The following is a 23,430-nucleotide window of genomic DNA, read 5'->3' as shown; positions in this document are numbered from 1 at the left end:
AGATCCCGTCCTTGTCCGGATTCCAGCCGCGTAGTACGTGCGGATAACCGAACAAGGACGGGAGAGGGCTGCACGCAAGCTAACGCCCGGCCCGGTCCGGCCGACAGTAGGGGACAGCACCACTTCCAGCCACACCCTGACCAGAAACGGCCCATGATCGTTGTCACCCGCCTCAACGGCACACGCTTCGCCGTGAACCCGGACATCCTTGAACGGATCCACGAGAGTCCGGACACCCACTTGGTGACTCTCGACGGCGCCGCTTACGTCGTGCGGGAATCGCTCGCCGAGGTGGTGGAGCTGATCGCGGATTACCGTGCCAGTGTCCTTCGCCGTGCCCAGGATCTTCCCGCACGCACAGGGTATCCGCTGAGCCTGGTCCGGTCGCCCGAGCCCGAGCCCGAGCCCGAGCCCGAGCCCGAGCCCGAGCCCGAGCCCGGCCCGGCCGACGCGCCGCAGCCCGAGCCGCAGCCGAACAACCACCCGAACGGAATGTAGTCGATGACAATTCTTGGCCTGCTGCTGGCCTTCGCATCCGTGGTGGCCATGGTCACCCTGGAGCACGCGAACCTCATGTCGCTGCTCTTGCCGGCACCAATGATCCTGGTTTTCGGCGCCACCATCGCGGTGGGCCTGGCAGGGAACACGCTCGCGGATGTCATCAAGGCCTTCAAGGACGTTCCCAAGGCCTTCCTCGGCAAGCCCGCCAAGCCCACGGAGAGCATCGACGAGCTGGTCCGCCTCGCAGAGAAGGCCCGCAGCGAGGGCCTCCTTTCCTTGGAAGAGGAGGCCAACAACGCCAAGGATCCGTTCCTGCAGCGCTCCCTCCAGAACATCGCAGACGGGACGGACGCAGAGGAATTGCGCCTGCTCATGGAGGACGAAATCGACACCAAGATGCGTGCCGACCACGTGTCGTCCAAGTTCTTCGCGGCCCTGGGCGGGTACGCGCCCACTATCGGCATCATCGGCACGGTGGTCTCCCTGACGCACGTCCTGGAGAACCTTTCATCGCCCGACCATTTGGGGCCGATGATCGCGGCAGCCTTCGTTGCCACCCTCTGGGGCCTGCTGTCCGCGAACTTCATCTGGCTGCCGTTGAGTGCCAAGCTCAAGCGCCTCTCCGAGCTGGAAATCGAACGCATGACGCTCCTCATGGAGGGCCTGCTCGCTGTGCAGAACGGCACCCAGCCCTTGCTCCTGGCCGAACGGCTCCGGGCCATGGCGCCCGCAGGGGCCAAGGCCAAGTCCAAAGACGGAAAAGCGGACGACGGCGGCAAGTCCGGTAAGTTGCCGGCGTCCAAGGCAGCATGAGGTCCCGGAGGAGGCGGGGTGCCCAGCCCGAGGAGCACCACGTCGACGAACGCTGGATGGCTTCCTACATGGACATGGTCACGGTGCTGATGTGCATGTTCATTGTCCTGTTCGCCATGTCCTCGGTGGATCAGGATAAGTTCGAGAAGCTGCGCAATTCGCTGGCCACGGGCTTCGGCACCCAGATCAGCCAGAAAGTGGATACGGCTACTGGCGTTGTGGTCCCGGCGGAGCTCGCTGCTTCCGACGGCGAGGGTTTTTCGGCACTGGATTTGGCCATCAAGGAAGCCGACAAGCTCACTGCCCTTGAGCATGAAATGAAGGCCAAACTCGATGCCCAGGGCCTTGGCGCGAACGTGCAGTTCGACGTCGGCGAGCGGGGTCTGTCCGTGAAACTGGTGGGCTCCCAGACGTTCTTCCAACCGGACATGCCGGACCTGACCAACCGCGCCCTCGAGATCCTGAAGACCATCGCACCCACCGTGGTGGGCTCCGGGCTTGAAGTCATGGTGGAGGGCCACGCAGCCAAGGGAATCACGGCCTATGCATCCACATGGGAGCTGTCGGCGGCCCGTTCCGTCAACGTCCTGCGGTACTTCGTGGACGACGCCGGCATGCCGCCTGGCAGGATCGGTGCGGTGGCTTTTGGTGCTGCGCGCCAGGTGACGGACGACTCCACCGAGGAACTCATGGAGTTGAACCGGCGCGTGGACGTGGTGTTGTTGTCCTCCAGCCCGGAGGATGTGCGTGCGCTGATTCCCGGCGCGATAGAAGCCCAGACCAAGGAATCCGCGGCGGCGGCGAAAGCTGCGAAATAGAGTCCAAATAGTCGTAGCGGGAAACGTCTTACGCGCTTCTCCGACGTGCCGATAGTGCCGTCCGTGGGAGAACAGGAAGATCGCGCGGCGGTACGCCAGCGCACCGTAGAGGTCTACGACTTCCGTCGACCCACCACTTTGCCGCGCCAGCATAGCCGGGTCCTGGAAGTTGCTTTCGAAACCTTCGCCCGGCAGTGGGGTACGCAGCTCACAGCCAAGGTGCGGTTGAAGTCCACGGCCACGCTGGAACAGCTGAGCATGCAGAGCTACGACGAATACTCGGCCTCCCTCCCTTCGGTCACGTCCATGGTGCTCTGCAGGATTGATGGCAGCGAATCCCGCCTGGTCATCCAGTTCCCCGCTACGGCCGCCCTGTCGTGGCTGAGCCGGATGCTGGGGGGTTCAACGGAAACCGCAGTGCCGGAGCGGAAGTTCACCCAGATCGAACACGCACTGGTTTCCCGGATGGTGGAGGAAGTGCTGGAAGACCTCCGGTACTCTTTGGGCAACCTCCTGACGCAGGCCGTGACGATGGACGGCATCCAGTACAACTCCCAGTTCGCGCAGGCGGCCGCCCCCTCCGAGCTCATGATCGTGGCGTCCTTCAACGTCAACGTGGGGGAAACCCAGTGCGCGGCCACCTTGGCAGTTCCTGCCGACGTGCTGCTGTCCAGGCTCGGCGATGTCAACCCCATGGTCCACAGCGTCGACAACGAAGCACTGGTCCGCACCCAACTGGCGCAGGTGCCGGTGGATGTGGCCGTACAGTTGACCGCCGCACCGGTGACACCCGCACAAATCCTGGGTCTCGCCGTCGGAGATGTCCTGCCGCTGCCGCACCTTGAAAACCGTCCGTTCGATGTCACCATCAACGGCACCCGCCTGGCCACCGCCGCGGCCGCCCGCAACGGCTCCCGCGCCGCCGCAGTCATCGTCACAACCGAGGAGCATCAGCGATGAGCAACATTTTGACCCTGCAGGCGGCTGCTGCCGAGCGCCTCGCGCTGCACCTGCCCAGCGCATCCACCCTCCGTGTTGCCGGCATCGTTCCGGCGCAGGACGCGGCCGCCTATGCTTCTCCGGCCGTCACTGCCACGTTTGTTGGAGCCTTGACGGCCGATTTTGCGCTGCTGCTGGTGGACCGGTCGTTCCTGGCCGCCGCCGGTGGAGCCGGGCTGGGTGGTGCGGTCCAGCATGCCGTGCAGGCCGGCGACGTTCTGCGTCCCGCTCTGGAACAGGCCGCGTCAGCGTTCGACGCCGGCGTGTTGGGTGAGGTGCGCGAGGAGGACTCAGCCGCGCTGCTCTCGGACCCCGATACTGCAGTTTTTGAACTGAACGACGGCGGTGCCCCCTTCGGCTGGTTCGCTGTCCGTGTGCGGGACAACGGTACTGGCACTGATGCCGGTGCCCGTGGACAGGGTAACGAGCTGGCTGCCCGCTTGGGCCTGATCAGCAGCGTTGAGATGGCGTTGACCGTGGAGATCGGCCGTACCCGGATGTCAGTGCGGGACGCCCTGGCACTCGAGCCCGGGAAGGTCATTGAACTGGACCGGTCAGCCGGTGCACCGGCGGATGTGCTGCTGAACGGCAGGCTGATCGCCCATGGCGAAGTTGTAGTGGTGGACCAGGACTATGCAGTGCGCATCACCCGCATCCTGGACGGGTCCGAGGGAACACTGTAGATGGACACAATGATCCTCGGGCTGCGGGTGCTCGTGGCCCTCGGCGCCGTGCTGGGCTTCATCTGGCTGGTGCAGAAGCGCCTCGGCAAGGGCAAAGGCCGCCGGCGCGCGGATGCCGCGCTGACGGTCGTGAGCCGTCAGGTGGTAGGCCAGAAAGCGTCGGTGGTGGTGGTCGACGCCGGGGACAAGCGTTTCCTGTTGGGCGTCACCGAGCACGCGGTGACAGTGCTCCACAGCGGTGACACGCCTGCCATAGCGCCGGAGCCGGAGGAAGCAGTGGGAGCCCAGTCGGCCGGGAGCTTCGCGGAGCTGTTCCGGCAGGCATCGGGTCGGCCCCAGCCTGAACTTCGCCCCCAGCCTGAACTTCGGCCGCAGCCGCTCACTGGGTCGCTTCCGGAGCCGGTAACGGACTCGCTGCCGGTGCTTCGGCGTCGGAGCGAACTCCACCGTCGAGGCCAAATGCCGGAGCACCCCATGCATGGCTCCATCCTGTCCGCTTCCACTTGGCGGCAAGCCTCGGATGCCATCCGGGGACGCCGCAATTGATCCGAACTGCTGGGTTCGGCCTGCCGGGCCGGCCATTTCCTGCCGCACGCCGGCGCGCACTGCCGCAGTTGTTCTCTGCTGCGGCAGTCGTGTTGTTCACGGGCGTTCTGCTGCTGCTTGGAATGGCAGCCGCCCAGGCAACCCCCATCGATCCCACGCAGCCCACGCCTCCAACTCCGCCTGCGGCACCCGGTTCCGGGAACGTCAGCATAGACATCAACGGCCTGGACGGGACACCCTCCACGGCGGTCGTAACGCTGATCGGGATCACGCTGCTTTCCGTAGCCCCCGCGCTGCTGCTCATGATGACGTCCTTCACCAAGATCTTCGTGGTGCTGGCGATGACCCGGAACGCCCTCTCCTTGCCGGCTATCCCGCCCAACCAGGTCCTGGCCGGACTCGCGCTGTTCCTCTCCTTGTTCGTCATGTGGCCCGTGGTCTCGGACATCAATACAGCGGCCGTGCAGCCATACCTGAACGGCGGGCTGGACTTCAACGGTGCAATGTCCGCGGGTTGGTCTCCGCTCCAACACTTCATGCTGGCCCACACACGGGAAGAGGACATCGCGCTGATGACTCGGGCCGCGAAGATGGACAACCCCGCCAACCCTGAAGCCGTGCCGTTCCAGACACTGGTTCCGGCCTTCATGATTTCGGAACTGCGTGCCGCGTTCATTATCGGCTTCGTCATTTTCATCCCCTTCCTGGTCATCGACCTCGTGGTATCCGCTGCGCTCATGTCCATGGGCATGATGATGCTTCCTCCGGTGATGATCTCGCTGCCGTTCAAGATCCTGTTGTTTGTCCTGGTGGACGGTTGGGGACTGGTCATCACGTCCCTGATCCAGAGCTATTCGAGCGGCTGATGGATACCAATGCAGTCCTGGACATCTGCCTCCAGGCCATGATCGTCGCAGCCAAGCTCGCCGCACCCACATTGGTTACCGCACTGGTGGTGGGACTGGCGATTTCGCTCCTGCAGTCCATCACGCAGTTGCAGGAAGCAACGTTGTCATTCGTCCCCAAGGCTGTTGCAGTAGCGATCGCCTTGGTGGTCTGTGGCCACTGGATGATTTCGGAAATGGTGGCTTTCACCAATGAGCTGTTCGCCCGCATCCCCGGCCTGATCGGCGGAGCGTGAGGTGGACATCCCCGTCGACCAGTCGTGGATCCAGGTCCTCTTGCTGGCATCGGTTCGCATGACAGCCTTTTTGGTGGTCGCTCCGCCGTTCGCCCACCACGCCATCCCGGCCCGCATCAAAGCCATGCTCGGGATCGGGTTGGGGCTGGCCGTTTCCCAACGGCTCTCGTCCGGAGCCGTCCCGTCGGACACGGCAGGTTTCGTCATGGCCGTGGTCCTGGAACTGGTCACCGGCCTGGTCCTGGGCTTCCTGGTCATGGTAATCTTCGCAGCGATCCAGTCCGCCGGCAGCCTGGTGGACCTCTTCAGCGGCTTCCAAATGGCGCAGGCATTCGATCCCCAAATGATGGTCAATGGGGCCCAGTTCACCCGGCTCCTTCAAATGGCGGCCCTTGCGCTCCTTTTCGCCTCGGACGGCTACCAGATGGTCCTTGGCGGCCTCATGGGAAGTTTCAATGCGTTGCCCCTGGCGGGTGGCATCGATCTCAGCCGTCCCATCGAGGCCCTGATCGGCGCCGTCACCGGCATGTTCCTCGCCGCCGTGCAGATCGCCGGTCCGCTCCTGGTGGTCCTGGTGCTCGCCGACGTCGGGCTCGGACTCCTCACCCGCGTGGCCCCGGCCCTCAACGCCTTTTCCCTCGGCTTTCCGCTCAAGATCTTCATCACGCTGGCGCTGGCAGGATTCCTGTTCCTGGCGTTGCCCCGGCTCGTTTCCACCCTTGCCGAGCAGGCAGCCAATACTCTGATGGGGGTGGGCTAGTGGCGGATTCACAAGAGAAGACCGAACAAGCCACCGACAAACGCATGCGCGAAGTCCGGGAAAAGGGGCAACTGTCCCGTTCCCAGGACCTCATGGCCTGGCTGGCAGTGGGGGCCGCCGCGGCGATGCTCCCGGCAACCATCGATCACGCCTCGAACGCGGCCGTCGACCAGCTCTTCACCGTGAAAAGCGTCATCGCGCAGCCTGATCCCGCTAAAGCCGTTGCTGCACTGGAAGCAGGGCTGGGGTCCCTCGCCGGAATCCTGGGGCCGTTGCTCATGGTTGTCACCGTGGTGGTGCTGGCAGGCTCGGCCCTGCAGGGCGGCATCCGCTTCAAGAAGTTCCGGGCCGAGTTTGAGCATTTCAACCTGCTCGCCGGTTTCAAACGCATGTTCGGCGGCCAGGCACTATGGGGAGGCGTCAAAGCGCTCCTGAAGACCGCCGTCGTGGGTCTTGTCCTTTACGCCGTGGTGCAGGGACTGATGCCGGTGCTGTTGACCGCCGGCGGGCTTCCGGTTGCCGGGATTTTGGCAGCGGCTGCGGGGGGAATTGGCGCGCTCATCCAGTTCGCCGTCGCCGCAGGGCTGGTGCTGGCAGCGGCGGACATCTTCGTGGTGATGCGCCGCAACCGCAAGAAAACGCGGATGTCCAAGAAGGAAGTCCAGGACGAGAACAAAAGCACCGACGGCGACCCCCTCATCAAATCCCAACGGCGTTCACGCCAGCTCAGCATGAGCCGCAACCGCATGATCGGCGCCATTGGGGACGCGGACGTCGTGCTGATCAACCCGACGCACGTGGCAGTTGCGTTGAAGTACGACGCCGGTAAATCGGCACCGCGCGTCGTGGCAAAAGGCTCAGGGCTGATCGCTGCCCGCATCAGGGAGGAAGCCGAAGCCAAGGGAGTGCCCATGGTCCAGGACATCCCCCTGGCGCGGGCCCTGCACTCGGCCTGCGAGTTGGGCCAGGAGATCCCGGTTGAGCTGTACCGCTCGGTCGCCGGAGTGTTGGCCTTTGTGATGTCGCTGAAGAAACGCGGAACTGCACGGGGAATCCATCAGATGAAAGAAAGTATGCAGGCATGAAGAACAACAAGTTCGCCCGGCTTTCCGTGCCGGTTGGCATCGTAGGAATTGTGCTGCTGCTGGTTGTTCCGCTGCCGGCCGCGCTGCTGGACTTCCTGATCGTGTGCAACATCCTCCTGGCGTTGCTGATCCTGCTGACCAGCATGTTCGTGAAGAAGCCCCTGGACTTCTCCGTCTTCCCGTCGCTGCTGCTCGTAGCCACGCTGTTCCGGCTGGGACTCAACGTGGCGTCCACCCGGTTGGTGCTGGGCCAGGGCTTCGCGGGACAGGTCATCGAGGCGTTCGGCAAGGTCACGGTTGGCGGTTCGCTGATCATCGGCGCCGTGGTATTCCTGATCCTGGTGGTCATCCAGTTCGTGGTGGTCACCAAGGGTGCCGAACGTGTTGCCGAGGTGGGCGCACGCTTCACCCTGGACGCCATGCCCGGTAAGCAAATGGCCATCGACGCGGACCTCAACGCCGGACTCATTACCGACGCCGAAGCCCGGAAGCGGCGTGCTGAAGTCTCCGCAGAAGCCGACTTTTACGGTGCCATGGATGGTGCTTCGAAATTCGTCAAGGGTGATGCCATCGCGGGCATCATCATTATCATCATCAACTTCGTAGGCGGAATCGCCATTGGCGTGCTCCAGCGCGGCATGGACGCCGGGGATGCCCTGAACACCTACGGCCTCCTGACCATGGGCGATGGCCTGGTCACCCAGATTCCCGCACTGCTCATGGCCGTCTCCACCGGCATGATCGTCACCCGGTCCAATGCCGAAGAAGACATGGGCCGCACCGCTTCCTCGCAGCTCATGCAATCACCCAACGCGCTGCTGATCGCAGGACTGGCCGCCGGCAGCATGGCCCTCATTCCCGGCATGCCCATCCTTCCGTTCGTGGTGGTGGGCGCGCTGCTGGTCCTCGCTTCCAGGCGTGTAGCCACAGCACAAAAACTCCAGGCCGAAACGCAGGAGACAGAGAACGCAGCAGCTTTGACCGGGGAGGAGGACCCCAACGAGCGGCTCATGGAAGACATGCGCGTCCACCCTGTGGAGATCCTGCTCGCACCGGACCTTGTGGACATTGTTTCCGGTGCCTCCGATGACCTCTTGGCGCGGGTACGGTCACTCCGGCACAAGATCGCCATGGAACTGGGGCTCGTGGTCCCGCCCGTCCGTACACGCGACGCGATGGACCTGCCGCCCTCCACCTACGCCATCCGCATCGCCGGCGTCGAGGCTGGAAGGGGAGTGGCGCCGTCGGGCAAGCTGCTTGCCTTGGGCGAATTCCTGGACGCATTGCCGGGCACCGCAACCGTGGAACCCGTGTTCGGTCTCTCCGGCAAATGGGTTCCCACGGAAATGCGGCACAGCGCCGAAATGACCGGAGCCACGGTGATTGACCGGGTCTCCGTCCTGGTCACGCACCTGTCTTCGATCATCACCGCAAACGCGGCCCGGCTCCTGACCCGCGAAGACGTACGGGTGCTCACCGAAGGGGTCCGCAAACAAAGCCCTTCCGCCGTCGAAGAACTTACGCCTGCCCTGCTGTCCCTGGCGGAAATCCAGCGCGTGCTCCAAGGACTCCTCGAAGAGCAGGTCCCCATCAACGACCTCCCGCGGATCTACGAAGCGCTGGCGCTGCGGGCCAAGGTTTCCACCGACCCGGAATCGCTGGTGGAATCCGCCCGGCACGCGCTGGGTCCGGTGCTGGCAGACAGGTACATGGACGGTGAGGTCCTCAACGTGATCATGATCGATCCGTTGTTGGAGCAGTCCATGTTGGAAGACATGCGTCCAGGCGAAGGCGGGACCCAGATTGTCATGGGCCAGGCGAAGTTGGACAGCGTCCTGAACTCCCTGAAGTCCGCTGCCGACGGAGCCGCTGCTGCCGGCCGGGAAGCCGTGCTTGTGTGTGCACCAACCCTGCGTCCAGCGATACGGCGGCTCGTCGCAGCCCCCGACGGCGGTGTCCCCGTTCTCTCGTATCGCGAAGTGACCTCCGCCAACATCCGTATCGAGACGGTGGGGGTGGTCCGCCATGCAGAAGCGCTACAAGCTTAGCGGTGCGTCGCTGGAAGCCATTCGCGCCAAAGCACTCAAGCAGTACGGACCCGGCGCGCGCATAGTCTCGGCCGAGAAGGTCACCAATCCGGGAATCGTGGGACTGTTCGCCGCAGCCAGGTTCGAAGCCACAGTGGAGGTGTCGGACGTCCCTGAACCCGCTGGCCAGCAGGCGCCGCTGACTGCCCGGCTTGTTGAGCCAAGTCCCGTTCACGAACTCCACGGGCCAGCCATCGCGGCACTCCTGGAGCAAGCCGACGCCGCCGAACTCGAGATGCACCAGCCCACCCCCTCGCCGGTCTCCACCGCATCCCCGGACTTCGCGGGCCTGCTGGAACAACTCGGCAAGGAACTCCAGCCGGCTGGTCCGTCCCCCTCCGTGCCGGCTTTGGCGACCCTGCCGCCGTCGGCCCCTAAGCCCATGCCGAAGGTTCCGCAGCCCATGACCGGCGACGGTAACCTCATCGTCCTCTTGGGCCTCGGCGACGACGCGCTCGGACCGGCCCTGGAAATGTCCATAGCCGCCGGAGGCTCGGATGTCCGCACCGCGGGACGGCTCACCGCCTTCGGCCACCTTCACGTCCAAGGAAGGCAAGGCACGACGGCGGCACGCGCCCAAGCCGTCCTCACCGGCCAGACCGTGGTGGTTGCGTTCGGGCTCGGACGCCCGGGGGACGTGCCATTACATGGCGCGGACATCTCCCTCCTGGCCGCCGACCAAATGTGGGTGGTGGTCGACGCCCGGCACAAAGCGGAAGACACCCAGGCCTGGGTACAGGCACTCCAGCGTGTCGTGGCAGGGGAGTCCTTGGGTGTTGACGCGCTCGCCGTCATCGGTGCCTCGGAAACCGCGAGTCCGCAAACGGTGGATAGGCTGGACATTCCTGTCGGTTGGGTGGATGGCAAACCCGCCACCGCACCCGTCCTCGGAAAGGTAAATTGAAAGCATGCTGGTACTGACGCGTAAGCCGGGCGAAAAGATCATGATCGGGGACGACATTGTCATCACCGTCATGGAAGGGCGCGGCGACGGCGTCCGGATCGGAATCGAGGCTCCCCGCGGAGTGTCCATCCAGCGCAGCGAGGTGGTGGAAGCCATCGCCGCAGCCAACCTGGCAGCAACCCAGGCCGGCCCCGACGCCGAGGAACTCCTGGCGGCCCTCCGCCCGCCTGCCCCCAAAGCCTGACCCTCATTCACATCCCGCCCTATTGGGCGTGACGCTCTCTCACGTTCCGCCGTGTTGGGCGGGACGCTCTCTCACCTCCCGCCGTGTTGGGCGGGACGCTCTCTCACGTTCCACCGTGTTGGGCGGGGCGCTCTCTCACGTCCCGCCCAGTTGGGCGGGGATCCTCTCTCACGTCCCGCCCGGTTGAGCCGGATGCGTCCTCCTGGGGAAGGTCGACGCCGGGCCTTGGGATCCGCGGGAAGAGCTCGCCACCCATGGTGGCGCAGTAAATGCGGTTCACGGATGGGCGTCTACTGCCAAAGGCGCAGAGTTGTGATGGAGGGTTGGGCTGAATGGGCTGATGGGGGTGGGTTGTGATGGAGGGTTGGGCTGATGGGGGTGGGTTGGGTTGATGGGGGTGGGTTGTGAGTGAGGGTTGGGGTGATGGGGGTGGGTTGTGAGTGAGGGTTGGGGTGATGGGGGTGGGTTGTGAGTGAGGGTTGGGCTGATGGGGGTGGGTTGTGATGGAGGGTTGGGCGGAAGGCGCCGGGATGTGATGGAGCGTCGAGGGGGGGCTAGTCCAGCTCCAGGAAATCGCGCAGCGTGGGCAGGGTAGCCGAGCGCACTGCAGCCAAGGCGCGTTGGATGTTCGAATCACGGGCCAGGAGGTCCAAGTCCGCAACGTCGCTAACCAGTGCCTCATCGGTGCCCGACGCCGGCGAGGGTATCCCGGCCTCGTCCGGCGGAGCATTCAACAGCTCGACATTCCGGGCAACGGCAAGGTCAATTCCTGCCAACAACGCAGTCAGTCCCCGGCGGTGATCGTCAAGGAGTTCGGGCCACAGACCCGGGGGCGCCAGCGAAATAAGGGATGGAAGGGTGGATTGATCCGGGGCTTTCCATTCGGCCGCCAGGGCCGAGGCCTCCACCCCGCGTGCGAGGGATTCGAAACGTAGATTTTCCAGGACTTTTTCGAGTTCGGCCGCGGTGAAGGTCAACCGGTGCCAGTTGCCTGCCCGGAGATGCAGGAGCTGTGTTTCGAGGAGGAAAAGCAGGAAATCCAGCTGCCTCCGTTCGCGCCACAGCGTTGCCGATAGCTCGTCCGCCCCCACGGTTCCCCAATTCATTTTATGGCCCGCCAAAATCACAATTTGGCAGGGTTTATCTTTACTTCTGTCGAGCGTACACGCAGGGAGCTTTTGAGGTGGTATGTTCACTGAATACGTACCTGATTGAACGCTCAACAACGATGCTCTGATTGGTCTCTGGACATCGGCGAAACGGCAAAGAAGTCGGGTTTGCAACTCAATAATCCGGTCTCATGGGGGGACTCACTTTTGAATCGCGAACAGCGCAACGAGCTGGTGTTGCAGCACCTTCCGCTCGTTGGTTACCTGGTCTCTGACCTTTGCGCGCGCGCGTCGCATTTATCGCGCGATGATTTTGCTTCTGTCGGTGCCGTTGCCCTGATAACGTCTGCTGATTCCTTCGATCCGGACCTCGGTGTTCCGTTCGGTGCTTTCGCGCGCCGCCGGATCGTAGGTGCCTTTGCGGACGAGATGCGAGCCGGAGATTGGGCTACGCGGTCGGCCCGCAAGCGGATCAAGGAAACCCTGGGCGTCCAGGAGACCTTGACCAGCATGCTGGGACGGGGTCCCAGCGTCGCCGAGATGGCTTCGGCCCTGGGTGTCGAGCGTAGCCATGTTGAAGCTGCCCTGGTGGACGCATCCCGGACGCTGACTTCACTGGATGAGGTGGTGGCGGACACCGTTGCGTCCCCCACGGATTCCCCGGAACACTCGGTGCTGGCTGATGAGCGGATCAAGTACCTGCGTGCCGCCGTCGATGCCCTCCCCGAAAAAATGCGCTTCGTGGTCCAGGAGATCTATCTCGCGGGACGGTCCGTGAAGGAGCTTGCCGAGGAACTGGGTTCCACGCATGCCGCCGTCTCGCAGCAGCGGGCTGAGGGGATACGGCTCATGCGCGACGGCCTGGCGGCCCATTACGCCGATTCGCCCGACCAGGTTTTCGAACCGGAATCGCGCATCACTGCCCGCCGCCGCAATGACTATCTTTCATCCCTTGCCGCGGCAACCACGGGTGGAATCACTCGCGGCTTTGGCCTGGGGACCTCACTCAACAGCGCCGTTTAGACACTGATGCGAAGGAGGCCGGGCCGCTCAGCGACCCGGCCTCCTTGCGTAGACTCGGCTAGTGCGCCCTGGGGACACGCCGGAGTACGACGGCGGCAAGGGCAGCCGCTCCGGCCATGAGTACCAGCCCAATCGCCGCAGTGATGTGGACGCCGGAGTCAAAGGCGACGCGTGCCGAGGCCGTCAAGGCTTCAGCCAAGGGCGCTGGGAGCGTGGTAGCAACGTCAACGGCGCCGGCCAGGGTTTCCCCGGACTTTTCAGCGGCGTGGCCGGATACGCCGTCCGGTATGACCAGGTTGTGCTGGTAGGAGGCCGTGAGGATGGAACCAAGGACAGCCGTTCCCAACAGCGAACCCAATTCGTAACCGGTCTCCGAGATGGCTGATGCTGCCCCGGATTTGTCAGCCGGTACGGAGGCCAGGATGAGGTCGTTTGAGATGGTCTCCGCCGCGCCCACGCCAATAGCAAGAACTGTGAGGGCCGACAGGAGGAACACGGGGCCGCTGCCGTGGTCGCCCACAACAGCCACGAAGTAGCCAATGGCACTGAGCGTCAACCCTCCGGCCACCACAAAACCGGGCCGGACCTTTTTGACCAGGGGCACCACCAGCAGTCCGGCGATGACTGTTGCCAGGAGGGCCGGGATCATTGCGATACCCGCCTCCATGGGGGACTGGCCTTCAACCAATTGCAGGTGCTGGGCGAAGAAGTAGATGAAGCCGGTCATGGAGAAGAGGGAAAGTACGTTGGCAACGATTGCCGTACTGAACACCTTGTTCTTGAACAGGCTGACATCCAGCATCGGGCTGTCGATCCTCTGCTGGCGTCGGACGAAGAGGACACCCATCACCAGACCGAAAAGCATGAACGCCGCCGCTGATGCCCCAAAGCCGTGCACTGCGAATTCTTTGATGCCGTAGACAAACGGAGCCATGGTCAAGATGGACAAAGCGATGCTGGGGACATCCACCCGGCCCGGGTTCGCGTCTTTGGACTCAGGGATGAGCACCCTACCGAAGGCAAGCAGCGGCAGCAGCAGGAAGGCTGCCACCAGGAAGACGGCGCCCCACCAGAAGTGTTCCACCAGCCAACCGCCGAAGATCGGCCCGAGGGCAGCACCGCCTGAGAACCCGGCCGCCCACACGGCAATTGCGAGCCGGCGGCGGTTGGGGTCGGTAAAGATGTTCCGGATCAGGGAAAGCGTCGAGGGCATCAGCATGGCGCCGAAAACGCCAAGGGCGGCGCGTCCGGCAATCAGCCATTCCGCGGAAGGCGCGAACGCCGTAGCAGCCGAAACCGCAGCAAAGCCTGTGCTGCCGATCAGAAGCAGCCGCCGTCGTCCGATCCTGTCGCCGAGGTTGCCCATGGAGACCAGCAGCGCGGCCAGGACCAAGGGGTAGGCGTCGACGATCCAGAGCAGTTGCACACCACCGACATCGAGGGATCGGGCGATCTCGGGCAGGGCAAAGGTGAGCGCGGTGTTGTCGACGGCCACCAGCAGTACCGGGAACATCAGGAGTGCCAGGGCCGTCCAGTCGCGCCACGGTGCAGGGCCCATGACGGGACGAGCTGAACGGGGAGCTTGGGTGGAGGACGGCGAGAACATGTCCTTACTGTACCGTCCAGACGGTATAGTTTCAAATTAATCCTCAGCAAACCTTTAGGGAATGATGTACTCATGCCACGAAAACCAGTTGCCCGGGACGCCGTCCTGGATGCCTACGAAGCCCTCCTTATAGAGGTAGGGGAGCGGGCCGCCACGCTCGATGCAGTTGCCAAGCGTGCGGGCGTCTCGAAGGGCGGTTTGCTGTACCACTTTCCGAACAAGGAGTCGCTGATTAGTGCCCTCCTGGAACGCCTGGACCAACTGGCAGTACAGGACATTGAGCAGATGAGGGCCGCGCCGGACGGCGCCGCTGCCTACTTCATCCGGACGTCGTTGTGGGCCGGGACGCCGATGGACCGCGCTTTCGTCGCTGCTACGCGGCTGGCTGAGGTTGCCCACGAAGAAACGCGCCGCAGGTTTGCCGGAATCCAAAAGCAGTGGCTTGATGTCCTGGCCAAGGATGTCGGACCCGAGGTAGCGAAGGCCGTTAGCTACATGGGCGACGGACTGTATTTCAACGCAATGTTCGAGGGCGGCCAGGAGGCCGGCGACGACGGCCGGGAAGCCGACGTCAAAATCCTGCTCGGAGTGCTGGAGCGGCTGCGGAAGTAGCGCATCATCCCATTTGCGGCGACGCGCCACACGTAGGACAATTAACCCTTGTGGCCTGCCTGAATTCGGGCCGCGTTATAACTGAACATTGCCTATGATCTGCGGCGGGAGAGTCCTGCAAGCACGTGATGCAGGCGCCGTAGGAGCAAACCCTCCCCAGGAATCTCTCAGGCCCACGCACCGCCGCGGCAAGGCAACTCTGGAAAGCAGCAGGCGCTCTGACCACCGAAGGGTGAAAGAGCGCTGTGCTCACCGACGGTGCAAGCGATGTTGTTCCAACAACGCGGAAACTCTCAGGTCCAATACAGAGCGGGGAGGAACCCAGCCACTGTGGCGTACCCAAACGCCGCCCAAGTAATGGAGTTCCTTCGTGACGGTTAGTTCTGCCTCCACCACCTTTGTTGATCGGCATATTGGCGCCCGCCGCCAGGCCGACATTGAGACCATGCTCAAGTCCGTGGGCTACGACACCGTTGACGCGTTGGTCGACACCGCCGTCCCCAACGACATCCGCCAGGACGTCGCCCTCACCCTGCAGAACGCCCTGAGCGAAGTCGAAGTCCTTGCCGAGCTCCGCAAGCTCGCCTCCAAGAACAAGACCGCCGTGCAAATGATCGGCCAGGGCTACTACGACACCGTCACGCCGCCGGTGATCCGCCGCAACATCCTCGAGTCCCCGGCCTGGTACACCGCCTACACCCCGTACCAGCCGGAAATCTCCCAGGGCCGCCTCGAAGCGCTCCTCAACTTCCAGACCATGGTCCAGGACCTGGTGGGCCTGCCCATCGCCAACGCTTCCCTCCTGGATGAAGCAACGGCTGTGGCCGAAGCCGTGCTGATGATGCGCCGCGCCAACAAGAACAAGTCCGCCCAGGACGGCAAGACTGTCCTCGACGCCGACTGCCTGCCGCAGACCATTGCGATCGTGAAGGGCCGCGCGGAAGCGCTCGGCTTCGAAGTTGAGGTAGCCGACCTGAGCGCCGGTCTTCCGGAAGGTGCCATCAACGGCGTCGTCCTCCAGCAGCCCGGCGTTTCCGGCCGCGTGTTCGATCACTCCGCCGTCATTGCTGAAGCCAAAGAGCGCGGCGCGCTGGTCACGGTCGCCGCCGACCTCCTGTCCCTCACGCTCATCACCCCTCCGGGCGAGCAGGGCGCCGACATCGCTGTCGGTTCCGCCCAGCGCCTGGGCGTGCCGCTGTTCTTCGGCGGCCCGCACGCCGCGTACATGGCCGTCCAGAAGGGCCTGGAGCGCTCCATGCCCGGCCGCCTGGTAGGCGTTTCCAAGGACGACGCCGGTGTCCCCGCCTACCGCTTGGCGCTGCAGACCCGCGAGCAGCACATCCGCCGCGAGAAGGCTACGTCCAACATCTGTACAGCCCAGGCACTCCTGGCGATTGTGGCCTCCATGTACGCGGTTTACCACGGCCCCGAGGGACTGAAGGCAATCGCGGAGACCGCCCACGACCACGCCCGGACCCTGGCCGCATCCCTGAAGGCTGCCGGCGTCGAGGTCCTCCACGGCTCGTTCTTCGACACCATCACGGTCCACGTCCCGGGCAAGGCCGCCGAGCTGGTGGCCGCAGCTGAAGCCAAGGGCATCAACCTGCGCGGCGTCGACGCCGACACGGTTGGCATCTCAGTGGATGAAACAACAACGACGGCGATTGTCGCCGACGTCGCAAGCGTCTTCGGCGCTTCGGTAACTGAAGCCGTTAAAGGCTTCGCGCTGGAATCCTCCGTTGAGCGCACCAGCGACTTCATGCAGCACCCGGTGTTCAACACCCACCGCTCCGAAACCCAGCTCCTGCGTTACATCCGCAAGCTGTCCGACCGGGACCTCGCGCTGGACCGCACCATGATCCCGCTGGGTTCGTGCACCATGAAGCTCAACGCCACGGCTGAAATGGAAGCTATCTCCTGGCCGGAGTTCGCTTCCATCCACCCGTTCGCGCCGGACTCCCAGACCGAAGGCTGGCGTGAGCTCATCACCGACCTCGAGGCACAGCTGACCGAGATCACCGGCTACGACCAGGTCTCCATCCAGCCGAACGCCGGTTCCCAGGGTGAACTCGCCGGGCTCCTCGCGATCCGCGGCTACCACCACTCCAACGGTGACGAGCAGCGCAACGTCTGCCTCATCCCGGCTTCCGCCCACGGCACCAACGCTGCCTCTGCCGTCCTGGCGGGCATGAAGGTGGTGGTCGTTGCCACCGCGCCGGATGGCACCATCGACCACGTGGACCTCAAGGCCAAGATCGAGGCCAACCGCGACGCCCTCTCGGCAATCATGATCACCTACCCGTCCACGCACGGTGTCTACGATGCCGACGTCCGCGAAGTCTGCGACGCCATCCACGAAGCCGGCGGGCAGGTCTACATCGACGGTGCCAACCTCAACGCCCTTGTTGGCCTTGCCCAGCCCGGCAAGTTCGGTGGCGATGTCTCGCACCTGAACCTGCACAAGACCTTCTGCATCCCGCACGGCGGTGGCGGTCCCGGCGTTGGTCCGGTTGCTGCCAAGGCACATCTGGCACCGTTCATGCCGGGCGATGCGGCTTCCTGGACCGAAGGCAACGACGTTCCGATTTCCGCATCCCGCTTTGGTTCCGCCGGTGTGCTGCCGATCTCCTGGGCATATGTGAAGCTCATGGGTGGCCAGGGCCTCACCGAAGCAACCAAGTCCGCGCTGCTCGCTGCGAACTACATCGCGTCCCGCCTCAACGACCACTTCCCGGTGCTCTACACCGGCGAAGGTGGACTCGTGGCACACGAGTGCATCCTGGACCTGCGGGAACTGACGGCCAAGACCGGCGTCACCGCTGAAGATGTGGCCAAGCGCCTCATTGACTTCGGCTTCCACGCCCCCACGCTCGCCTTCCCGGTTGCAGGGACCTTGATGGTGGAGCCCACCGAGTCCGAAGACCTCGTGGAGATCGATCGCTTCATCGAAGCCATGATCACCATCCGCAAGGAAATCGACCAGGTCGCTGCCGGTGACTTCTCCGTGCAGGACTCCCCGCTTCGCCGCGCGCCCCACACGGCAGCCGCCGTCGTAAGTTCCGACTGGGACCGCGCCTACCCGCGTGAGCAGGCTGCCTTCCCGGTCCACCACCTGAAGCAGGACAAGTACTTCCCGCCCGTTGGCCGCATCGACGGCGCAGCCGGAGACCGCAACCTGGTCTGCTCCTGCCCGCCCATCGAAGACTTCGAGAACTAGGGGGTTCCGGAAAATGACTGAGAACTACACGGCCCTCTACGAAGAGCACAAGAAACTCGGCGCCTCCTTCACCGACTTCGGTGGCTGGCAAATGCCGCTCAAGTACTCCTCGGAGCTGGCTGAGCACCACGCCGTCCGCAAATCCGCAGGCCTGTTCGACCTCTCCCACATGGGCGAAGTCTGGGTCACCGGGCCGGAAGCTGCTGCGTTCCTGGACTACGCCCTGGTAGGCAAAATCTCCGCCATGGCCGACGGCAAGGCCAAGTACTCGCTGATCTGCCAGGAAGACGGCGGCATCATCGATGACCTCATCACCTACCGTCGCCCCTCACCCGAAGAAGGTGAGGACAAGTTCCTCGTAGTCCCCAACGCGGGCAACGCGAAGGTAGTGGCTGACGCCCTTGCCGAACGGGCCGCCGGATTCGACGTTGTGGTTCAGGACGCCTCCGCCGAGACCTCACTCATCGCCGTCCAGGGTCCCCTTGCGGAATCGATCCTGCTGCGGCTCGTGCCTGCCGAGCAGCACTCCCTGGTCACGGAACTGAAGTATTACGCCGCCGTCGAGGTCACGTTCCTGGTAGCCGGCAGCGGCCAGGACCTGCTCCTGGCCCGCACCGGCTACACGGGCGAGGACGGCTTCGAGATCTTCGTGCCCAATGAATCCGCCGCAGCCCTGTGGCAGGCCATTGCCGCAGTCGCGGATGACGGCGAGCTCATCCCCGCCGGCCTCGCATCCCGCGACTCCCTCCGGCTCGAAGCGGGCATGCCCCTCTACGGCAACGAACTTTCCCGTGAGGGCAACCCCTTCGCCGCAGGACTTGGGCCCGTGGTTGCGCTGTCCAAGGAAGGCGACTTCGTGGGCAAGGAAGCCCTGGCTGCCCTGAAGGCGGACGGGGCCGGGTCCACCACCGGCCGCAAGCTCGTTGGCCTCAAGGGCCTGGGGCGCCGCGCCGGACGCAGCCACTACCCGGTCCTGAAGGACGGAGCGGTTGTTGGCGAAGTGACCTCCGGCCAGCCCAGCCCGACGCTCGGCTACCCGGTAGCGTTGGCGTATGTCGACGTCGAGTTTGCCGAGGTTGGAACCGCCCTGGACATCGACCTTCGCGGCAAGGCCGAGCCTTTCGAGGTCGTTGCCTTGCCGTTCTACAAGCGCCAAAAGTAGCCAGTTTTTCATTCACCACACGTTAGGAAACAGAATGCCCAAAGTAGCGCCCGAACTTCAGTACTCCGACGAACACGAGTGGGTTTCCCGCGGCGAAGGGAACTCGGTGTCTGTTGGTATCTCCGAGGTTGCCACCGACGCCCTGGGCGACATTGTCTACGTTGACCTTCCGGAGGTCGGTTCCACTGTGACCGCAGGCGAAACCTGTGGCGAAGTTGAGTCCACCAAGTCGGTCTCGGACCTGTACTCGCCCGTCACCGGCGAGGTCACCGAAATCAACGACGCCGTTGTTTCCGACCCCGCACTGATCAACAACGATCCCTACGGTGCAGGCTGGCTGTTCAAGGTGGCCGCCGAGGCCGACGGTCCGCTGCTTTCCGCCGAGGAATACGCCTCCAAGAATGGCGGAGACCTGTCCTAGGTATCCCGCCGCGCGAGCTCCATGGGCGTAGCGTGGTAACCAGTAACTGAAAAATTGCGACGCCGGGTTGCCGCCTTTGGGGGCCATCCGGCGTCGTGCTTCGGTTGACTTCCGCCACAAGCGGGAGCGGCCATCCGGCAGGACCATCTGCCGGGACATCTCAAGTTTTTATGAAGGAATCACGGCTATGGCTGTTGGTGTTTTCGATCTGTTCTCTGTAGGCATTGGTCCGTCGAGTTCGCATACGGTGGGCCCGATGCGTGCCGGGGCGGTGTTCGCTTCTGAGTTGAAGGACGCTGGCGTCCTTGATTCGGTGGCGTCGTTGCGGGTGGACCTGTATGGGTCGTTGGCGGCGACCGGTCGTGGGCATGGGACGTTCACTGCGACCCTGTTGGGGCTTGAGGGTTTTGAGCCGGAGTTGATCCTTCCCGATGAGGTGGAGGCACGGTTGGCGTCGATTGCGGAGACGGGGAAGCTCAACCTGGCTGGTGAGGTTCTGTTGCCGTATGCGGTGGAGGACATGGTTTTGCATCCGTTGACGGTGTTGCCGCGGCATACGAATGGGATGAAGTTTGCTGTCTCCGATGCCGGGGGCAATGTGCTGAAGGAAGCGACGTTCTTTTCGGTCGGTGGTGGGTTCATTGTCCGGGAGGGTGAGGAGTCCGCGGCGCAGGCGGAGTTGGAGGAGTCCAAGAAGGAGTTGCCGTTGCCGTTCCGGACGGCGGCGGAGTTGTTGGGCCGGTGCGCGTCCAAGGGTTTGGGGATCAGCGACATCATGTTCATCAATGAGCGGGCGTCCCGGTCGGAGGAGGAGATCCGGGAGGGTCTGCTGCATATTTGGGCTGTGATGGAGGCTTGTGTTGAAACCAGCTTGCAGCGTGAGGGTGTGTTGCCGGGTGGGTTGAAAGTCCGTCGTCGTGCGCCGGATTGGTTGGAGCGGCTCCTGAAGGAGGACAAGGACCGGAACGATCCGAAGTACTGGCAGGAGTGGGTGAACCTGATCGCGTTGGCGGTCAATGAGGAGAACGCCTCCGGTGGGCGGGTGGTCACGGCTCCGACCAATGGTGCTGCGGGGATCATTCCGGCGGTGTTGTATTACGCGTTGAATTACGCCCCGGGCATGGATAAAGCGACCCAGGCTGATAAGGACGATGTGGTGGTGAAGTTCCTGCTCGCTGCCGGTGCGGTGGGTGTGTTGTACAAGGAGCAGGCGTCTATTTCGGGTGCTGAGGTGGGTTGTCAGGGTGAGGTCGGGTCGGCGTCGTCGATGGCTGCTGCGGGTTTGGCTGAGGTGATGGGTGGTTCCCCGGGTCAGGTGGAGAACGCGGCGGAGATCGCGATGGAACATAACCTGGGGCTGACGTGTGATCCGATCGGCGGGTTGGTGCAGATCCCGTGTATCGAGCGGAACGCGATCGCTGCGGCGAAGGCGATCAACGCGGCGAAGATGGCGTTGTGGGGTGACGGGACGCACCGGGTCTCGTTGGACGAGGTGATCGTGACCATGCGTGAAACGGGCAAGGACATGTCCCACAAATACAAAGAAACAGCGATGGGCGGCCTCGCCGTCAACGTCGTCGAATGCTGAGTCTGTTTACTGTCGGTGCCTAGTGCCATGCTGTATCCATGAGCGGGGGATACGACAGGGATTTTTTGCGGGCACGCCTTGAGCTGCCCAGTCCGTCGGCGACGACGACTCTTTTGGACTACATCCACTTCTCCGTGCGTTTCCGGGTTTCCCGGAAGCTCGCGGCGATCGTGGGGGTCAATATCAACGGCAAGGAGCTGAACCCGCTGGCCCGTGAAGGTACCTGGCATTTCGATGACCGGATTCCCCGGGAGCAGCAGGCCGGTCCGGACGTCTACAAGAACAACGCGTTTGACCGCGGGCATCTGGTGCGGCGTCTGGACCCGGTGTGGGGAGATCCTGCCACCGCCAAAAAGGCCAACCAGGACACCTTCGTGTTCACCAATGCTGCGCCGCAGGTTGATGACTTCAACCAAGGCAAGGAACTGTGGGTGGGGCTGGAGGACCATGTCCTGGAACACGCTGATGCCTACGATGCCAAGCTCAGCGTCTTCACGGGGCCGGTTCTTCTCGACGACGACCCCCCGTACAGGGGCGTGCAGGTTCCACGGAAATTCTGGAAGATCGCTGCGTGGACCAGTGATGCCAAACTGGCGGCCGCGGGATTCGTCCTGGACCAGTCGCCGCTCCTGGGCAAAGTAGAGCTGAAACGGGCCATCGACCAGCGGCTCCTGGAAGGCGAACCGCCGCCGCTGGGGCCGTTCCGGACGTTCCAGGTGCCCATTGGGGAGATTGCGGATCTGACCGGGCTCAGCCTCAGCCGGTTGGTGAACGCAGATCGTCTGGCCAGCGGCCAGCGGGAACTTGGAAAGGCGCCGAAGGCCATCAGGTTGGAAAGCGCGGATCAGATCCGGTTGTAGCGCGGAACCTGACGATTTTTCTCAGCCCGATAGACTTGGGGCTGCATGTCCGCATGCGCATCACGCTTTTGAACACTGCACCAAAACCCTGAGATTGGACACGGCCACCTTGCGAGAATTTACTGCCCGCTTTGCCACCGCCGAGGAAACCGATAACTGGGACAAGCACGTCACGGCCAATCCGAACGGCGGCAACATGCTGCAGTCGGACGCCTACGCCGCAGTCAAGGATGGCAACGGCTGGCTGGTCCGCCGCGTGGTGGTGGAAACCGCCGGGTACGCCAGCTACAACCTGCTGCTGGAGAAGAAGTTCCCCGTTCTCGGCCGGCTCTGGTACCTGATCAAGGGACCAGATGCTGCCTCGGCGGACGAGATCGAGCCCATGCTCAGGGCGGTGGCGGCGTTGGCGCGGGAACAGAAGATGAACGTCTTCACCATTAAGATCGAGCCCGACGTCGTGGAGTCACCTGAGGTGGTCGCGAAGCTGAAGGCGTCTGGCCTGGTCAAGGCTCCGAATATCCAGTCCAACGATTCCACGGCGTTGTTGGACATCTCCGCCCCGGCGAACGAAGTCCTGCGGAGTATTTCGTCCCGGGCCCGCAATGCGGTCCGAAGGGCGGAGCGCGAAGGCTGCGAAGTTGTGGAAGCAGAGCCGGGCCAGGACAGCTACAAGAAGCTCTACGCCTTGATGCAGAACACCATGAACGCCAAGGGCGCCATGCCGCTGCGAAGCTACGAGTACTACGCCACCTTCTGGGAAGAGTTTTGCAGTCGGGGCCAGGGACACTTCTTCTTCGTCTACGAGGACGGTGCCCCGAGCGTTGGCGCTTTCGTCATCAACTACGGTTCCAAGGCAACTTACAAGGACGGCGGTTCCACGCAGAACCGTAAACAGTATGGCGACTCGCACTTGGTCCAATGGGCAGCCATCCAGCGCATGCAGGAGCTCGGCTGCGTGGAATACGACTTCTGCGGCACACCCCCAGCTGCCAGGATCAAGGACAAGAGCCACCCGCTCTACGGCCTGGGATCGTTCAAGACGAGCTTCACCAAGACCGTTACGGACTTCGTGGGCTGCTACGACCTCGTGCTGGGCCCTGTCCGGTACAAGCTGTGGCTCAAGGGTGCAGAGAAGGTGTTCAGAAGGCTCGAAACCATGCGCACCGGCGGTCAGTTCTACTGACGGACACCCAAGCCAGCAAGCCAACCCACAGGCCCGCCCCGGCCACCAACGGGCGCAAATCTAATCTA

Annotated in this window: 23 protein-coding genes and 1 riboswitch; of the genes, 21 read left to right on the top strand and 2 right to left on the bottom strand. The window is 63.6% G+C overall.

The window, feature by feature from the left end; genetic code table 11:
* Positions 1-153 precede the first annotated feature (153 nt).
* The 13 genes from ACNQOP_RS16660 (at position 154) to csrA (ending at position 10,581) form a co-directional block, all read left to right on the top strand.
* The gene (locus tag ACNQOP_RS16660) at positions 154-498 is read left to right on the top strand and encodes a flagellar FlbD family protein (protein ID WP_416405184.1); all 345 of its coding nucleotides are present in this window, start codon (positions 154-156) and stop codon (positions 496-498) included.
* A gap of 3 nt (positions 499-501) precedes the next feature.
* Entirely contained in the window at positions 502-1,314 is an 813-nt protein-coding gene (locus ACNQOP_RS16655) for a motility protein A (protein WP_349471992.1), read from the top strand.
* A complete protein-coding gene (locus ACNQOP_RS16650) occupies positions 1,311-2,132 on the top strand; it encodes an OmpA/MotB family protein (RefSeq protein ID WP_257368946.1) in 822 nt (273 codons plus the stop codon). Before ACNQOP_RS16655 ends, ACNQOP_RS16650 begins: the two co-directional genes overlap by 4 nt.
* Positions 2,133-2,195: 63 nt before the next feature.
* On the top strand, positions 2,196-3,092 hold the full coding sequence (locus ACNQOP_RS16645; RefSeq protein ID WP_284985908.1) for a flagellar motor switch protein FliM: 897 nt from the start codon (positions 2,196-2,198) through the stop codon (positions 3,090-3,092).
* Positions 3,089-3,814: a flagellar motor switch protein FliN gene (fliN, locus tag ACNQOP_RS16640; protein WP_284985909.1), complete on the top strand. Its 726-nt coding sequence runs from the start codon at positions 3,089-3,091 to the stop codon at positions 3,812-3,814. Before ACNQOP_RS16645 ends, fliN begins: the two co-directional genes overlap by 4 nt.
* The gene (fliO, locus tag ACNQOP_RS16635) at positions 3,815-4,360 is read left to right on the top strand and encodes a flagellar biosynthetic protein FliO (RefSeq protein WP_416405183.1); all 546 of its coding nucleotides are present in this window, start codon (positions 3,815-3,817) and stop codon (positions 4,358-4,360) included.
* A 122-nt stretch (positions 4,361-4,482) separates the two neighbouring features.
* Positions 4,483-5,226: a flagellar type III secretion system pore protein FliP gene (fliP, locus tag ACNQOP_RS16630; protein WP_235519720.1), complete on the top strand. Its 744-nt coding sequence runs from the start codon at positions 4,483-4,485 to the stop codon at positions 5,224-5,226.
* Positions 5,226-5,501: a flagellar biosynthesis protein FliQ gene (fliQ, locus tag ACNQOP_RS16625; RefSeq protein ID WP_159708780.1), complete on the top strand. Its 276-nt coding sequence runs from the start codon at positions 5,226-5,228 to the stop codon at positions 5,499-5,501. The genes fliP and fliQ overlap by 1 nt, the downstream gene beginning before the upstream one ends.
* Before the next feature lies 1 nt (position 5,502).
* Complete coding sequence (locus ACNQOP_RS16620) at positions 5,503-6,261, top strand: flagellar biosynthetic protein FliR (RefSeq protein WP_257368941.1); 759 nt, start codon at positions 5,503-5,505, stop codon at positions 6,259-6,261.
* On the top strand, positions 6,261-7,346 hold the full coding sequence (locus ACNQOP_RS16615) for an EscU/YscU/HrcU family type III secretion system export apparatus switch protein (protein ID WP_416405182.1): 1,086 nt from the start codon (positions 6,261-6,263) through the stop codon (positions 7,344-7,346). The genes ACNQOP_RS16620 and ACNQOP_RS16615 overlap by 1 nt, the downstream gene beginning before the upstream one ends.
* Positions 7,343-9,394, top strand: a complete 2,052-nt coding sequence (locus tag ACNQOP_RS16610) for a flagellar biosynthesis protein FlhA (protein WP_235518894.1) — start codon at positions 7,343-7,345, stop codon at positions 9,392-9,394. The genes ACNQOP_RS16615 and ACNQOP_RS16610 overlap by 4 nt, the downstream gene beginning before the upstream one ends.
* Positions 9,372-10,337, top strand: coding sequence for a hypothetical protein (locus ACNQOP_RS16605; RefSeq protein WP_416405181.1), 966 nt, complete (start codon positions 9,372-9,374; stop codon positions 10,335-10,337). Before ACNQOP_RS16610 ends, ACNQOP_RS16605 begins: the two co-directional genes overlap by 23 nt.
* Positions 10,338-10,341: 4 nt before the next feature.
* Complete coding sequence (gene csrA, locus ACNQOP_RS16600; RefSeq protein WP_235518896.1) at positions 10,342-10,581, top strand: carbon storage regulator CsrA; 240 nt, start codon at positions 10,342-10,344, stop codon at positions 10,579-10,581.
* Positions 10,582-11,135: 554 nt separating this feature from the next.
* Here csrA and ACNQOP_RS16595 read toward each other — a convergent pair.
* Positions 11,136-11,687 carry a flagellar protein FlgN gene (locus ACNQOP_RS16595; RefSeq protein WP_416405180.1) on the bottom strand — a complete coding sequence of 184 codons (552 nt, stop codon included), beginning with the start codon at positions 11,685-11,687 and terminating at the stop codon, positions 11,136-11,138.
* 210 nt (positions 11,688-11,897) lie between these two features.
* Here ACNQOP_RS16595 and ACNQOP_RS16590 point away from each other — a divergent pair, with 210 nt between their 5' ends.
* Positions 11,898-12,713: a sigma-70 family RNA polymerase sigma factor gene (locus ACNQOP_RS16590; protein ID WP_257368936.1), complete on the top strand. Its 816-nt coding sequence runs from the start codon at positions 11,898-11,900 to the stop codon at positions 12,711-12,713.
* Between the two features lie 58 nt (positions 12,714-12,771).
* Here ACNQOP_RS16590 and ACNQOP_RS16585 read toward each other — a convergent pair whose 3' ends face one another.
* Positions 12,772-14,319, bottom strand: coding sequence for an MFS transporter (locus ACNQOP_RS16585; protein WP_416405179.1), 1,548 nt, complete (start codon positions 14,317-14,319; stop codon positions 12,772-12,774).
* Between the two features lie 72 nt (positions 14,320-14,391).
* On the opposite strand from ACNQOP_RS16585, the gene ACNQOP_RS16580 reads away from it, so the two are divergent.
* The 7 genes from ACNQOP_RS16580 to ACNQOP_RS16550 all read left to right on the top strand — a co-directional run bounded on the left by ACNQOP_RS16580 (position 14,392) and on the right by ACNQOP_RS16550 (position 23,362).
* The gene (locus ACNQOP_RS16580; protein WP_416405178.1) at positions 14,392-14,931 is read left to right on the top strand and encodes a TetR/AcrR family transcriptional regulator; all 540 of its coding nucleotides are present in this window, start codon (positions 14,392-14,394) and stop codon (positions 14,929-14,931) included.
* Positions 14,932-15,026: 95 nt separating this feature from the next.
* Positions 15,027-15,124: riboswitch (glycine riboswitch) on the top strand.
* A 177-nt stretch (positions 15,125-15,301) separates the two neighbouring features.
* On the top strand, positions 15,302-18,148 hold the full coding sequence (gene gcvP, locus ACNQOP_RS16575) for an aminomethyl-transferring glycine dehydrogenase (RefSeq protein ID WP_416405177.1): 2,847 nt from the start codon (positions 15,302-15,304) through the stop codon (positions 18,146-18,148).
* Positions 18,149-18,161: 13 nt separating this feature from the next.
* On the top strand, positions 18,162-19,310 hold the full coding sequence (gene gcvT, locus ACNQOP_RS16570; RefSeq protein ID WP_416405176.1) for a glycine cleavage system aminomethyltransferase GcvT: 1,149 nt from the start codon (positions 18,162-18,164) through the stop codon (positions 19,308-19,310).
* 34 nt (positions 19,311-19,344) lie between these two features.
* Positions 19,345-19,731, top strand: coding sequence for a glycine cleavage system protein GcvH (gene gcvH / locus ACNQOP_RS16565; RefSeq protein ID WP_257368931.1), 387 nt, complete (start codon positions 19,345-19,347; stop codon positions 19,729-19,731).
* A gap of 187 nt (positions 19,732-19,918) precedes the next feature.
* Positions 19,919-21,319 carry an L-serine ammonia-lyase gene (locus ACNQOP_RS16560; RefSeq protein WP_416405175.1) on the top strand — a complete coding sequence of 467 codons (1,401 nt, stop codon included), beginning with the start codon at positions 19,919-19,921 and terminating at the stop codon, positions 21,317-21,319.
* A gap of 38 nt (positions 21,320-21,357) precedes the next feature.
* Positions 21,358-22,179, top strand: a complete 822-nt coding sequence (locus ACNQOP_RS16555; RefSeq protein ID WP_416405174.1) for a DNA/RNA non-specific endonuclease — start codon at positions 21,358-21,360, stop codon at positions 22,177-22,179.
* A gap of 94 nt (positions 22,180-22,273) precedes the next feature.
* Positions 22,274-23,362 (top strand): lipid II:glycine glycyltransferase FemX, encoded by a 1,089-nt coding sequence (locus ACNQOP_RS16550; RefSeq protein ID WP_416405173.1) that lies wholly within the window; start codon positions 22,274-22,276, stop codon positions 23,360-23,362.
* The last annotated feature ends 68 nt before the right edge of the window (positions 23,363-23,430 follow it).

Origin of the sequence: Arthrobacter sp. LFS091, from assembly GCF_047977885.1 — a bacterium.
In the GTDB taxonomy this organism is placed as follows: Bacteria; Actinomycetota; Actinomycetes; order Actinomycetales; family Micrococcaceae; genus Arthrobacter.
Note: the sequence above shows the minus strand (reverse complement) of the source record. Positions and strands in the feature narration are given on the sequence as shown.

Bases quoted from the DNA above. Each gene is read 5' to 3' on its own strand.
- fliP (WP_235519720.1), top strand. From the start codon at position 4,483: ATGGCAGCCGCCCAGGCAACCCCCATCGATCCCACGCAGCCCACGCCT.
- ACNQOP_RS16560 (WP_416405175.1), top strand. From the start codon at position 19,919: ATGGCTGTTGGTGTTTTCGATCTGTTCTCTGTAGGCATTGGTCCGTCG.
- ACNQOP_RS16610 (WP_235518894.1), top strand. From the start codon at position 7,343: ATGAAGAACAACAAGTTCGCCCGGCTTTCCGTGCCGGTTGGCATCGTA.
- ACNQOP_RS16555 (WP_416405174.1), top strand. From the start codon at position 21,358: ATGAGCGGGGGATACGACAGGGATTTTTTGCGGGCACGCCTTGAGCTG.
- ACNQOP_RS16650 (WP_257368946.1), top strand. From the start codon at position 1,311: ATGAGGTCCCGGAGGAGGCGGGGTGCCCAGCCCGAGGAGCACCACGTC.
- gcvT (WP_416405176.1), top strand. From the start codon at position 18,162: ATGACTGAGAACTACACGGCCCTCTACGAAGAGCACAAGAAACTCGGC.
- fliN (WP_284985909.1), top strand. From the start codon at position 3,089: ATGAGCAACATTTTGACCCTGCAGGCGGCTGCTGCCGAGCGCCTCGCG.
- gcvH (WP_257368931.1), top strand. From the start codon at position 19,345: ATGCCCAAAGTAGCGCCCGAACTTCAGTACTCCGACGAACACGAGTGG.
- ACNQOP_RS16605 (WP_416405181.1), top strand. From the start codon at position 9,372: ATGCAGAAGCGCTACAAGCTTAGCGGTGCGTCGCTGGAAGCCATTCGC.
- ACNQOP_RS16580 (WP_416405178.1), top strand. From the start codon at position 14,392: ATGCCACGAAAACCAGTTGCCCGGGACGCCGTCCTGGATGCCTACGAA.
- fliO (WP_416405183.1), top strand. From the start codon at position 3,815: ATGGACACAATGATCCTCGGGCTGCGGGTGCTCGTGGCCCTCGGCGCC.
- ACNQOP_RS16660 (WP_416405184.1), top strand. From the start codon at position 154: ATGATCGTTGTCACCCGCCTCAACGGCACACGCTTCGCCGTGAACCCG.
- fliQ (WP_159708780.1), top strand. From the start codon at position 5,226: ATGGATACCAATGCAGTCCTGGACATCTGCCTCCAGGCCATGATCGTC.
- ACNQOP_RS16595 (WP_416405180.1), bottom strand. From the start codon at position 11,687: ATGAATTGGGGAACCGTGGGGGCGGACGAGCTATCGGCAACGCTGTGG.
- ACNQOP_RS16585 (WP_416405179.1), bottom strand. From the start codon at position 14,319: ATGTTCTCGCCGTCCTCCACCCAAGCTCCCCGTTCAGCTCGTCCCGTC.
- ACNQOP_RS16655 (WP_349471992.1), top strand. From the start codon at position 502: ATGACAATTCTTGGCCTGCTGCTGGCCTTCGCATCCGTGGTGGCCATG.
- csrA (WP_235518896.1), top strand. From the start codon at position 10,342: ATGCTGGTACTGACGCGTAAGCCGGGCGAAAAGATCATGATCGGGGAC.